Here is a 13,804-nt window from a genome sequence, read left to right as displayed (position 1 = left end):
GATCGGGTATGAACATAAAAAGAACGCTGTATCGCTCTGTATTGATGACCATGCTGTATATAATTGTGTCGGGATTTATAGGTGTATTATGCGCTGCGGCCGGAGAGGAACCCAAAGGAACGGATAACGGGGATGCAATCCATACCATCGTACCTCCGGATGCCGAATTCCGTCTCCTCCTCGACGGTACTGCTGAAAAGCCGGGACTCACCTTCACCGAGGGGCCTTCCTGGATGAACGGGAAGCTCTATTTCTCGAATTATTACATGTTCTGGAAAGAGTGGGGTTCGAGCGACGAGGGCGGGCTGATTGTCATCGATCCCGATGGCGCGCACCGTGTGCTCAACAAAAATATCCAGACCTGCGGAACGATTCCGATGGCGAGCGGCAACCTCGCGGTCTGCGACCTGAGGGCACGGTCGATTGTGGAGATCGACCCCCGGGGCACCGTACTCAGGACACTCGCAGATTCCTTTGAGGGAAGCCATCTCGGAATGCCCAATGACATCGTGGTCGACAGCAAGGGCGGCATCTATTTCACCGATCCGAACAACGGGCCAAAAAAAGCGAAAAAACTGCGGGGCAACACCATTTTTTACCTGAACCCGAAAGGGAAACTCATGAGAGTCGCCGGCTGGAATGATTTTGGCTTCCCCAACGGGTGTGTGCTCAGCCCGGACGGCAGGTATTTCTATGTGGACGATTCCGAGACCACCAGGGTGTGGGTGTACGATGTCGGCGAGGATGGCGCTCTGTCGAACAGGCGGCAGTTTGCCGAGCTGCGCCTGCCGAAGGAGCTGCTCAAAGAGAAAAATCCGCGGAGCAATGCGGACGGCATGACTGTCGATATGCTCGGGAATGTGTATGTCGCAGTGCCGATGGGGGTTCAGGTTTTCGATAAAACCGGCGGATATATCGGTGTCATCGTGTTTCCGGGCCCGCCATCGAACTGTATTTTCGGGGGCGAGGACATGAAAACACTCTTCGCCACCTGTCGTGACAGAATATACTCCGTCCGGACGAACGTGGCCGGTCTTGCCTACCCGCCGGAAAAATGAGTGGTAAAAGTGACAGAATGGCAGAGATGAATGCCGCTGACTATTGCTCAATGTCAGGCTGAGGTTATCGTCCGATGTATCCAGCCCCTGCTCTTCATCCTCAAGGCATTAAATCTCTATGATCATGGCGCCCGTCTAAACACTGTCGGAGCAGAAAGGTAAGGGCAACCCACGCTGTTGCCCTTTTAACAGCGTAAGTAATGTCGTAGGGGCAATTCATGAATTGCCCGTTGGATTTCCCCCTTTAATTCCCTTTGACTTGTATCATGGCAGGGGAGATGCCGTCAGGCATGGGGAATCCATAGTGTTTCAGTAGTTCGGTACATTCCGATATTTTTAATTGACATTTTATTACGGCAATTCTATTTTGTTCAAGTTGGAAGAAGCTTCATCAGGTTTATATATAAGAGAACAGTTTGTTGCGGAGAATAATCATGAAAAAGAAATTCATTTACTACAAAGAAGACGATATGTGGATCGGTTGGCTGGAAGAACATCCTGACTATAGAACTCAGGGTAAAACTCTCACCGAATTGAAGGATAACCTCAAGGATATTTTTGATGAACTCAACAGTGGTCGAATTCCAGCGGTTCGCAAGGTTGGGGAACTCGTAATCTAATGAAGCGGACAGAATTAATACGAACGATAACATAAATGGGTTGTATTCTCATCAGACATGGTAGTAAACACGACTGGTATCAGAATACAGCCACCAAAATGTCACAACCAATCCCCCGGTACAAAGCGATTATGGAGATCCTCGCGCGGAATATTATAAAGAATCTTAACGAATAACCAGAAAAAAGGTAATACTGCCGTAAAGCGATGAAAAATAGGTGAGTATTATATGGAAACAATATAAACAGTAGTTCAACCCATGAATATGGATTCTGAAACTGGCAGCCTTGGTATCGACTCGGGCAACAAGTACATCTACAACTCTGGTGTCGTTACTCTCGGGCGAGGAATTGGCGCGAGAGTCATCTCTACCATCCCTGCCGAATCCCCAATCGTGGAGGACGAGGCGATATTAGGGAACTTCTTTGGCGTATGGAACCAAGAGAGCCGAGAGGAAATTACACTGAATCTTACAATTCACGGCGAAGAATGGCTGGAAGGTACATCAGATCCTCCGTACCGGTTTCCGTCCCAATTGGGAAAACTAAATAAAAAAAGGACCGTCATCTGCTTATGAGCCTAGGAACCTCTTTCTACTATATCTCCTCGGCACACACTCACCTACGGAACCTGCTTCGTTCCTATGCAAAACTAACGTCTGTCGTAGGGCCACTACTTCCATTCAATGAAGAGAAGGGGCATTTGATCTTCCATGTTCCTAGCCCAGAGTGCTACACGTATTTTGATGCGTGCTTGATTGCATTACGGGCCTTCGCAGATTCGATTAGATTTACGGTTTGGAGAGTCCTGCAGCGAGGGCAAGGAGTTCCAAGGAATATATCTAGCTTGCTCAAAGCTGACCTACCACCGGAGCTTAGTAAATGTATTAGGGACTACGTAGAAGGCCCATTTGATGATATTCTCCGTTACCGCGACAACACCCTCCACTATGCTCCTGTCGCGGTTTGCGACAATACAAGGCTCATATGGTCACGAAAGATAATCCACGCCGAGATTTGGCTGCCGGCCAATCTAGAGGTCAGGTCGCACGAAAGGTTCGAGTACCGAGACCAAAAGGACGCTTATAGATATGCTAAGCGACTATTGGAACAAACTGTAGAATTTGCTGATGCATTCTATGATGCAGTAGGTAAGATTAGACATGAATACTCAAAACAGGTAAGGGGCTAATTTGTCACTCAACGAGGACATTCGCGACTGTCGCCGCTCCGGCCCGTCAGCTTTTCGTTAATTCATCTCCCACTCACCGCCTACCTACAAACCTGCACCTGTCCACAATCCTGAAATAGTAAGTCCTGCCTTCCGGCTTATCCGTGTGCCTGCGCTGGATTATCCCTTTCTGATAGCGTACTTTCCCGGTTCCACAGTAAGGTTAGAGCTCGTTCAAGCATGTTGGTTCAATCAATACAGTGCTCTGCCCCCGAATTCTTCGTTATGATAGTACCCATCACGCTTCCACGATCCCGATCGGCTGATTGGTCATCCATTTCCCTTTGGTAAAATCGGGGAAATCGACCGGTTTGCTTTTGTTGGCTATCGACTGTTCGGTGAGGGGCGATATGACGCTCCATGTCGCGGCGTCGTACACATCCTCTGGAGTCTGCGTCTTGTTCCTCACCGCCTTGACAAACTGGTGTATCTCCATGTAATCCCCGCCGCCGTGACCGTAGTTCTTCGCGACAGGCCCGAGCTTCTTCCACATGGGATGCTCAAATTCCTCCGCGTACGCGTCGATATCCTCCCAGGTGTGTTCTTTCGGGCTGCGGCCGTCGATATAGATTTTGTCGAGCGTTCCCGAATAGATTCCTTCCGTGCCCTGAACCCGGAAAATGAGGTCGTACGGTCGCGGCGACTGGGTATCGTGGTACAGCGTCACCGTAAGACCGTTGTGTGTGCGGATGAGCGTCGTATTGATATCGCCGAGAGCGAAGTTCATTTTGGCGTTCGGGTGGTTCGGGCCGAATTTTTTGGTGATCTCGTGATTGAGCCCCCGTGATTTGGTGCTCATCGAGACGAGGTATTCGAACCGGTCGCCGCGGTTGATATCGGCCCACCACGCGATAGGGCCTATCGGGTGAGTCGGGTAGAGGTTGCCGTTACGGGTGACGGAATGCTTGCCGCGCCAGAGAAGGTTGCCGTTCTGGTCGAACTTGACAAACCGGACATCGTGCTGGTATCCCGCTTCGAAATGGAGGAGCTCGCCGAACAGATTCTGACGGATCATGGTGAGCACCATCATGACATTGCGGAAATAGTTGACGTTTTCGAGCATCATGCAGGGTTTGCCGGTCTGTTCCGATGTTTCGACAAGCTCCCAGCATTCGTCGATGGTCACACAGGCCGGAACCTCCGTGGCGCCGTACTTTCCTGCTTTCATGGCAGCCACCATGACCGGCGTATGCCATTCCCAGGGGGTCGCTGTCAGGACGGCGTCGAGATCGTTGCGTTCGGCCATCCGCTTGAAATCCCACGGACCGCGGGAGTAGCCTTCGGGTCTGGGACGGCCTTTGTCGGTAACGATTGTCTGGGCGCGTGCGAGATGATCCGCATCGATGTCGCAGATTGCCGGTATCTGGACGCCTTCGATGTCGAGCAGGATTTGCAGGAGGCCTGTCCCGCGCGACCCGACGCCGACAACACCGATACGGACGGGATTTCCTGCCTCTTTCCCGGCGGCGTGAGCTTGTGATTGGAGCGCTGAAGCGGCGATTACTGCGGTTGCCCCGCTTTTGATAAAATCTCTTCGTTTCATGTCTCCGGACATTACGTGTGCCTCCTTGAGAATATAAATCCGGCTGCATGCCGGAACCGCTCATATAATCGGGCGATTTTTTGTTTGAGTGATCCGATGAAGCGTACGATTGCGAACGCAACCCTCACCAGAAACCTGATGAGCTTGAATAAAAGGGTCAATAACCAGAAAAACAACGCAATCGCCCCAATAATCTGACCGATACGGAGACATATCCGGCTCCAGGTCAGTTTCACCTGTCCTGTGTACCGTGCAGTTCGACTGTTTGTTGTATTCGGTGCCTTGCCCCTGTTCATGGTACTCACCATTTCTTATTTTTTACCCGGGTTATTCAGAAATTTTATGAAACGCTGATTATCGCGGATTAATTATTGCGATTTTCCCCTCCGCCGATGCATATACTGGGAGTTTTGTAAAAACACTATATGTCTTGATATAGGTAGGCTGTCAAAGGTCGGCACAAAGTGCCGATATACATGCCCTTGACAGCAATAAAACAACAAATTTTGTCATCGGGCGCGTGAAAAAGACATTTTTTCACAGCCCTCTTAGTATAATCACAGGGATGTCAGGATTCAAGCAGTTCATGTATGTCGTCACGGTCGAGTGCGACCGGATTATTCTTGTTATCCGAGCCATCGATGATTTTTTCCCTGTCGGAAACAGGTATGGTAAACTCTTTCAATGGGGGAATATGAAGCATTTCCGCCCATTCACCGATTTTTTGAACGAGAAGGTCGCAGGAACGGTATATATCGTCATTGTCGCTTCCCGATAAGAGTGAGCCGACAGCCGCATATTTTTTCAGAAATGGCTCTCCTGCCGCTCCGAGAGTTTCGAGTTTCTTGACCGTGAGCCGTGTCGCCGGGCCGATGAGCGTTCCGCAGATTACTCCGTGAGAGATATCGAAATATCCCCCGACAGCAGAAGCGATGCCGTGCACGATACCGAGTCCTGCGTTGGCAAGGGTGAGACCCGACATATGAGCCGCATAAGCCATACCCGTTCGTGATTCGATGTTATGGCTGCCGTTCCGGTATGCCTCGACGAGCGAATCTCTGATGAATCCGAGACCGCTCCACGCGAGGGCGTCGGTCATGGGATTCGCCTTTGTTGAAACGTACGATTCCAGGAGCTGGGTGAAGGCATCCATGCCACATGCCGCGGTGACCGGGGGAGGGCAGGAAAGCATGAGCTCGGGATCGATCACCGCCGCATCGGGAACAAAGTTGTCATGGCGCAGCGATTTTTTGAATCCGTTGGCCCCGACACGGCTCAAAACGGCGTTTTTCGTCGCTTCGCTCCCGGTTCCGGCGGTTGTCGGAACTGCGATGAAAGGTACTTTATTGCCGCTGTGACGGACGCCGCTGCCGACACCTTCGAGGTAATCGACCACCGATCCCGGCTGAACAAGCATCGCCGAGATTGCCTTGCCCGCATCGATGGCGCTTCCGCCCCCGATGGACAGAACCATATCGACGGTTTTATCCCTGAATTTCGCTACGGTGCTGTCGACCAGCCCGGGAGAGGGTTCTCCGCTCACCATGATGTCATGGAAGGTAATCGCACGTTTCGAAAGCGTTTCACGGAATTCGTTCCATTTCGCGGTAGCCCTGAAAGAACGGGACCCGGTGATTACAAGCACGGTTTTTACCTGTGCGTTTAAAAGCTTATCGATTTTACTGAACGATCCGGCGCCGAAATATATATGGGGCGCCCGTGCAAAGGTAAAAGCCTGAATCACCATTCCTTCCTTTCTTTTGGACAGACAACAGTATAGGAGACGGCCGTGCGGGGCTGCGCCATCCAGCCGGCCACCGTATCCCTCCATGTAAGATAGTGCTGCGTGGATCTATGAAATGTCACCGCTTCGGCGGATTCGAATACCTCGTAGAGCAGAAAACAGGACGGGTCGTCCTTACTCTGGAGCACATCAAACCGGAGGTTGCCGGGCTCCCGTACTGAACCCTCGTGATTAGCAGTTGTTGCTTCGATAAAATCCGTTATATGTTCTTTTATTACGTGGACGGTCACACAGTTTACAATCATAGGGTACCTCGCTGATAACATGAAGAAAATGCTTTGATTATTGGAATCTTTCATGGTTTTTCCGACAATCGGTCATTATATGTTCCCTCGGAATTTGCCTGTCAGCCCTCGCAGATTTTCCGCATGATATCCCGGTAATAACAGAAATTTTCAAAGGGAACATCCGGTGGTGTTTCGTGATCGAGTGTGGGAATATAGCCGCCTGTTTCGAGCATCGGCGGAACTATGCGGTATACTTCCTCCTCGATGGCCTTTTTCGAGACGGCCAGGGCGCGCTTGTCGATGCCGCCCCAGATGACGAAGTTCCTGCCATATGTTTTCCTGACATCGAGTACATTCATTCCGGCCTGAACCTCAAAGGGATACATGGCGTCGATTCCGAGTTCGATGAAGAGCGGAATGAGCTCATCCACCTTGCCGTCGCTGTCGGCAACCAGGAACGGCACATTGTGTTTACGGAAATGCTCGATTACCCTGCGGTAGGGCGGCATCATGAATTTCCGAAAAAATTCAGGCGATATGAGCGACCCGCCCCGGTATGCCATGTCCTCGAAGAAATGGATGCAATCGGGAGTCACCTGTTCAAGTACCGGCGTGGTGAGCTCGATGATGAAGTCGGCGTAATAGTCCATCATTTCATGGATCCATGCGGGATCATCATAAAATCCCATAAGAAGCGCCTCGGGTCCTACCCATTCCCTGATGGGGCCGAAAAAACCGATGGTGCGCCCGCTTCCCATATATACCGGGTATGTCCGTTCCGCGAGATTCTTGACCCTGATATCCCATGCATGAGGGAAACGTGACGGTGTTTTCGGGTCCAGACGGGTCTTGAATAACCGGAAGCTCTCACGGTCTTTTACGGGGAAGCCATAAAAATAGGGAATGGAGCGGCTTCCCTTGGCGAGCTTGACCTTCACGCCGCGCCAGTCGATCTTTATAACATAACTGTCGTTTTCCTCGATGATCTGTTCTCTGAATACAGGATGGATTTCCTCGTCCACACCTAAATTTTCATAACGGTCGAGGCCGAAATACGTGTGAAAATCAGCGCGCTTGGGATAACCTTCGGTATACCAGCGGTCGTAGGTCTCAGGCCAGCAGACAAGCTCACGGTAAGGAGGTCTGTCCGGGTTCCCGAATCGCATGGTTTCATGGAAACGTTCTTTTTCGGTCATGAATTTTCGTTCTCCTTGTGACAGAGGTGCTTTATCGCTGCAGGTATGATGGTTCCACCCAGTGAGGAGCTCTCGGTCGATCGGGATGTCATTTCTTACATAATAATAAATAATCCCTTGAAGTTCCACTGAGTTTTTGGATAAAAGAACTTCCCGCTGTGTGCAGAAGGGCGGTTCATGCCCATAACCTGAAATATTCGTACTGCTTCCAAGATACAGATACCGGAATAAAAAAAGAGGGAATCATATTTCATATTCCCTCTGAGTGATTGCATATATAATGTAATAGCAGTGTCGAATTATTTGACCATAAGCATCGATCTGGTATCAGAACGGTTGTTCTGGATCATCCGTACGAAATACACCCCGGTTGTGACTTCGATACCCGCATCGTCCGTGCCGTTCCATATCGCTGAATACCGTCCCGCTTCCCGTGAATCGTCAACGAGCGTCCTGACAAGCTGGCCGAGAGTATTGTAGATGACAATTCTGACATTTCCCGGTTTATCGACCGAATAGGCTATGGTCGTGCTCATGTTGAACGGATTGGGGAAGTTCTGCGACAGGCCGAATGAAAGCGGCAGCGTTTCACCGGAGGAGCCGATCTTCCCTGCAATCGACCTGTTATCTATTGCAGCAGCCAGATGGTTGTTGAGATAATCCCTCATCTCGATACCTGCAAGATCGATGGTAAATGCGCCGTCGCGGATAACCTCGAATTCAATTTCGAGGAGGTTTTCACCGGCAATCGTAATACCCCTGCTTGTACTGCCAAGGACGACAGCGCTGGCAGTAAGGTTGTTCCGGTCAGTTTTATAGAGCACCGGGAGTTTGACATCATCTCTCTCAAAAGCCGAACCGGTAGTGACATTCGTTATCTTCAGGATTTCATCGGAATAGGTGAGGTTGATTTCCGAGCTCAGGAATCCTTCCACCCGTCCGGGATTGAATGACACCGTAAATGTATCGCCGACCTGATAATCCTTGTCTTTCCAGCTCAGCCCGGAAACCGAATCCGTGGGGATACGTTTTGATACGACAATGGGTTTATCGGCATAACTGGAGATAACGGAATTGTACCAGTTGTACATCATGGCAAATACGGTGTGGTCCTCATAGTCGGTAATCCCGTCCGGCGTATAAGGATATATCTCGTTTGACCAGGGAGGATATCCGGCCATGCTGTATTGTTCGGGTTTTCCGACAATATCGCCTTTCATGTTTCCGGCGTTCCAATAGGCAACAAATTGTGTATAATCGGCAAAGTCGATTGACATGTCACCGTCAAAATCACCCAGAAGGTTCGACAAATGCCTGATTGCCTCCTGGCCTGTTGGTTTGGGGGCGACAGCGATATCGGAAAAATGAGCGACTTTACCGGTGATGACCTGCGCCTGCTCGTCTATGAGTATGTTATAAATGCCTTCCAGTATGAGGTCTCCTTCGGGATTTACGAAAAACAGGCTCAGATCGGCGGGCTCTATTCCGAGCTCATCGAGCACTTCTTTCTTGTAAGGAATGGTAACATCGATAGGTGTTTTAAAGTAATAGGTGGAGAATTCTTTTCCGTTGGAACTAACTTCAAACGATACGGCGGAGATAATGGTGCCTCCGAATGCGACTTCCTCCTGCTCTTTGTTCACCTCGGCATAGGACGGCAGTTTCATGGTAATCATGATATCGTCAGCCAGTGAACCCTCAGGAAAATGCAGCTTCATCCCGTTCAGGAACTTATAGGGGTACTGGAATCCAAAGATAAGCAACGTTTCGTTTTCCTTAACGGGGAACTGGTATACTTCGTATTCCGGTTCGGGTGCCGGTTTTGGCTTTACCGTGACCGGTGCTTTTACCGAAACTCCGCCGAATGAAGCGACAACATAACCGTTTCCGACTGTAAGGGCATTGAATTCGCCTCCATCACTGATTGTTCCTATACCGCCTTCCACCGACCAGTTAATGCTTCCGTTGATAATGTTTCCATCGGTATCGTACGCCCAGGCCGTAAACTGCATTGTTTGTTCAATCACGATATCAGACATATTCGGAATAATCACGAGAGTTTTAACAATCGGTCCTGGCGTTGTGACGGTTACGGGAACCTCGGCTGTAACAGCGCCCGATGAGGCAATTACGGAGCCGCTGCCTGCGGTTGTGGCCGTGAAAAGCCCATTCTCGTCGATAGTACCGATGTCCCCTGCAACCGACCACGAAATCTCGGCTTCCATGGCGGTGCTGTCGGCATCGAACGCTGTGGCGGTGAATTGTACGGTTTCGCCTGTGAGTATATCCGCCGATGCCGGGGTGATGGTTATAGAGGCGAGCACTGGCGCAGGCTTCACAACAGATACAGGGACCTCGACGGTGACAGAGTCCGATGAAGCGATAACGGAGCCGCTGCCCGGAGTAGTGGCCGTGAACAGCCCGTTCCGGTCGATGGTACCGATGTCCCCTGCAACCGACCACGAAATCTCGGCTTCCATGGCGGTACCGTCGGCGTCGAGCGCTGTGGCGGTAAACTGTACGGTCTCTCCCGAGAGGATATCCGCCGATGCCGGAGTGATGGTTATCGAGGTGAGTACCGGCGCAGGATTCGCGACAGTTACGGGAACCTCGGCTGTAACTGAACCAGACGAAGCGATAACGGTACCGCTGCCCGGAGAAGTGGATGTGAACAGCCCGTTCCGGTCGATGGTACCGATGTCCCCCGAAACCGACCATGAAATCTCGGCTTCCATGGCGGTACCGTCGGCATCGAGCGCTGTGGCGGTGAACTGTACGGTCTCTCCCGAGAGGATATCCGCCGATGCCGGGGTGATGGTTATCGAGGCGAGCGCTGGCGCAGGATTCGCGACAGTTACGGGAACTTCGGCAGTGACAGTGCCCGAAGAGGCGATTACGGAGCCGCTGCCTGCGGTGGTTGCCGTGAACAGCCCGTTCTGATCGATTGTACCGATGTTCCCCGTAACCGACCACGAAATCGATGTCTGCATGATAGAATTATTGGTATCGAAAGATGTGGCGCTGAACTGCACAGTCTCACCGGTGAGAACACTTGCCGATCCAGGGGTGATCGCTATGGCGCCGAGTGCCGGCAGAGGAGCGGAAACCGTAACCGATGCCACTGCCGTAACAGAGCCCGACGATGCGATGATAGAACCGCTGCCTTCGGTCGTTGCCGTAAATAACCCGTTCTGGTCGATGCCGCCGATTCCTCCCGAAACCGACCATGAAACGGAAGCTGCAACGATATTCCCGTCGCCATCATATGCACGGGCGGAAAACCGGAGAGAACCACCGGTGGTAACCGAGCCTTCTCCAGGTGTTATTACAAGCGATGTTATGCCGGATTTTGGTTTTGATTCATTGATGACGATAATCGAAGCTTTTGCCGAAATGCCTCCGATTGAGGCAATAATCTGTCCGCTGCCCGGAGTTGTAGCGGTAAAGTTTCCATTATTGTTAATGGTTCCGACAGAACCCTCGACAGACCAGCTAATTCCTGCGATTATAACCGTACCGTCAGCATCGTAAGCCGTGGCGCTGAAATAAATTGAATTTCCGACCGTGACAGAACTATTGCCGGGCGAGATTACGATCGATGAGATGGGTTTTGATTCTTGAATAACGGTTACCAGGGCTTTGGCCGAAATGCTTCCGGCAGAAGCGACGACATTTCCGCTGCCATAGGTTGTAGCGGTAAAGTTTCCATTATTGTTAATGGTTCCGACAGAACCCTCGACAGACCAGCCTATTGCGGTGTTAACAATCAAACCGTCGGCATCGTAAGCCGTGGCGCTGAAATGAATCGATTTACCGACCGTAACAGAACCATTGCCGGGAGATATTACGAGTGATGTTATAACCTTTTCTTTCTTTTTAACCGTAACTGAAACACGGTGCGTTATCTCGCCTGCGGAAGCGATAACAAATCCCGTACCGGTATTCGTCGCAATAAAATCGCCATCAGCACTGATTGTTCCGATATTTCCTTCGACAGACCAGCTTATCCCGGCGGTCATGGTTTTGCTTTTAGCATCATATGCTGTTGCGGTAAACCGGATGGTCTCACCAGTAAACAGCGTCGTCGATGCAGGATAAATCGCTATCGAGGTAAGCAACGGCGGAGGATCGATGACCGTGACCGGAACATTCGCTGAGATTTCACCGGAAGAAGCGATTACAGCGCCGTTCCCGGCAATCGTCGCCATAAATAATCCGTCCTGACTGATGGTGCCGACACCGCCGGTAACCGACCAGGTAATCGGTACAACCATGACAGTGCCTTTGGTGTCATAGCCAGTCGCGGTGAACTGTGCTGTTCCGCCGGTGAGAACATTCTCCGTTTCCGGTGAAATTACAATCGATCCGAGCACCGGAGGAGGTACGGAAACCGTGACCGGAACATTCGCAGAAATTCCTCCGGAGGACGCGATCACAAAGCCGTTCCCTGCAGCTGTAGCCGTAAATAATCCGTTCTGATCTATGGAGCCGATTCCACCGGTAACCGACCAGGAAATCGGCACAGCCATTAAAGCGCCTTTGGAGTCGTATGAAGTTGTGGTAAACCGAACAGTCCCGTTCGTAAAGGTACTTGCTGAAGCCGGGGAGATAACAATAGAACCGAGCACAGGCGGAGGCACTGAGACTGTGACCGGAACATTGGCTGAAATTCCACCGGAGGAAGCGACTACTGAGCCGTTCCCTGCGGTTGTTGCCGTAAATAAACCGCTCTGATCGACGGAACCGATTCCACCGGTAACCGACCAGGAAATCGGCGCAGCCATGACAGCCCCCGTGATGTCATAGGCAGTCGCTGTAAACTGCACTGTCCAGTTTATAAGAACATCAGCCGAGGCCGGGGATATCACGATCGACCCGAGCACCGGCGGCGGTACGGAGACTGAGACCGGAACATTCGCAGAAATTCCGCCTGAGGAAGCGACCACGGAGCCGTTCCCGGCAGTTGTCGCAGTGAACAGACCGGTTGTGCTGACAGTGCCGATTCCACCGGTGACCGACCAGGTGATAGGCACCGCCATGACAGCACCCTTTGTGTCATAACCGGTCGCGGTGAACTGAGCGGTTTCATCGGTGAGAAGATTTGCCGAGGCCGGGGAAATCACGATCGATCCAAGCACCGGCGGCGGATCAGAGACCGTAACCGGAGCAGCAGCTGAAATTTCGCCGGATGAAGCAACTGCAGAGCCATTTCCCGCAGTCATGGCGGTGAATAATCCGTTCTGATCGATTGAGCCGATTCCACCGGTGACCGACCAGGTTATCGGTACCACCATGACAGCGCCCGTAGTGTCGTAGGCAGTTGCGGTAAACTGCGCTGTTCCACCGGTAAGGACATCGGCCGAGGCCGGAGATATTACTATCGACCCAAGCACCGGCGGGGGAGCAGTGACGGTAAAAAGGAAAGTTGTTGTAATATCACCGGAAGAAGCGACCACAGTGCCGTTCCCGGCGGTTGTCGCAGTAAACAGACCGGTCTGACTGATGATGCCGATTCCGCCGGTAACAGACCAGGTTATCGGTACCACCATAACAGCACCCTTGGTGTCATAGGAAGTTGCGGTAAACTGTTTAGTTGCACCAGTAAAAAGATTCGTTATTGTCGGGGCAATCACAATCGATCCGAGCACCGGAGGCAGGTCTGCAACGGTTACGGGAACATTCGCTGAGATTCCGCCGGAGGAAGCGACCACCGTGCCGTTCCCGGCAGTTGTCGCAGTGAACAGTCCGGTCGCACTGACAGTGCCGATTCCGCCGGTGACAGACCAGGTGATAGGCACTGCCATGATATTACCTTTGGTGTCATAGCCTGTTGCTGTAAACTGTCTGGTCCCGCCGGTGAGAAGATTTGCCGAGGTTGGGGCAATCACAATCGACCCGAGTACAGGAGGTGGATCGGCAACCGTAATCGTAGCGCTCGCATGTATGGTACCGGAGGTAGCGACCACCGTACCGTTCCCGGCAGTTGTCGCGGTGAACAGTCCGGTCGCACTGACAGTGCCGACCCCGCCGGTGACAGACCATGTTATCGGCACCACCATGATATTGCCTTTGGTGTCATAGCCTGTTGCTGAAAACTGTCTGGTCCCGCCGGTGAGAAGATTTGCCG

General features: G+C 51.6%; 8 protein-coding genes. 3 read left to right on the top strand and 5 right to left on the bottom strand.

Annotated features, from left to right (window positions below):
- Positions 1 to 8 precede the first annotated feature (8 nt).
- The 3 genes from LLG96_08290 (at position 9) to LLG96_08280 (ending at position 1,854) form a co-directional block, all read left to right on the top strand.
- Positions 9 to 1,058: an SMP-30/gluconolactonase/LRE family protein gene (locus LLG96_08290; protein MCE5250205.1), complete on the top strand. Its 1,050-nt coding sequence runs from the start codon at positions 9 to 11 to the stop codon at positions 1,056 to 1,058.
- Positions 1,059 to 1,492: 434 nt separating this feature from the next.
- Entirely contained in the window at positions 1,493 to 1,678 is a 186-nt protein-coding gene (locus tag LLG96_08285) for a type II toxin-antitoxin system HicB family antitoxin (protein MCE5250204.1), read from the top strand.
- 35 nt (positions 1,679 to 1,713) lie between these two features.
- Positions 1,714 to 1,854, top strand: coding sequence for an addiction module toxin, HicA family (locus LLG96_08280; protein MCE5250203.1), 141 nt, complete (start codon positions 1,714 to 1,716; stop codon positions 1,852 to 1,854).
- Positions 1,855 to 3,145: 1,291 nt separating this feature from the next.
- Here LLG96_08280 and LLG96_08275 read toward each other — a convergent pair.
- The 5 genes from LLG96_08275 to LLG96_08255 form a co-directional block, all read right to left on the bottom strand.
- Entirely contained in the window at positions 3,146 to 4,450 is a 1,305-nt protein-coding gene (locus tag LLG96_08275) for a Gfo/Idh/MocA family oxidoreductase (GenBank protein ID MCE5250202.1), read from the bottom strand.
- Positions 4,451 to 5,018: 568 nt separating this feature from the next.
- A complete protein-coding gene (locus LLG96_08270; GenBank protein MCE5250201.1) occupies positions 5,019 to 6,197 on the bottom strand; it encodes an iron-containing alcohol dehydrogenase in 1,179 nt (392 codons plus the stop codon).
- Positions 6,191 to 6,499 carry an antibiotic biosynthesis monooxygenase gene (locus LLG96_08265; GenBank protein ID MCE5250200.1) on the bottom strand — a complete coding sequence of 103 codons (309 nt, stop codon included), beginning with the start codon at positions 6,497 to 6,499 and terminating at the stop codon, positions 6,191 to 6,193. The genes LLG96_08270 and LLG96_08265 overlap by 7 nt, the downstream gene beginning before the upstream one ends.
- Before the next feature lie 101 nt (positions 6,500 to 6,600).
- Positions 6,601 to 7,677: a hypothetical protein gene (locus tag LLG96_08260; GenBank protein MCE5250199.1), complete on the bottom strand. Its 1,077-nt coding sequence runs from the start codon at positions 7,675 to 7,677 to the stop codon at positions 6,601 to 6,603.
- A 299-nt stretch (positions 7,678 to 7,976) separates the two neighbouring features.
- Positions 7,977 to 13,736, bottom strand: coding sequence for an Ig-like domain-containing protein (locus tag LLG96_08255; GenBank protein ID MCE5250198.1), 5,760 nt, complete (start codon positions 13,734 to 13,736; stop codon positions 7,977 to 7,979).
- Between the last annotated feature and the right edge of the window lie 68 nt (positions 13,737 to 13,804).

It is taken from the genome of bacterium, from assembly GCA_021372535.1.
In the GTDB taxonomy this organism is placed as follows: Bacteria; Latescibacterota; Latescibacteria; order Latescibacterales; family Latescibacteraceae; genus JAFGMP01.
This window is presented reverse-complemented; position numbering and strand designations above follow the sequence as displayed.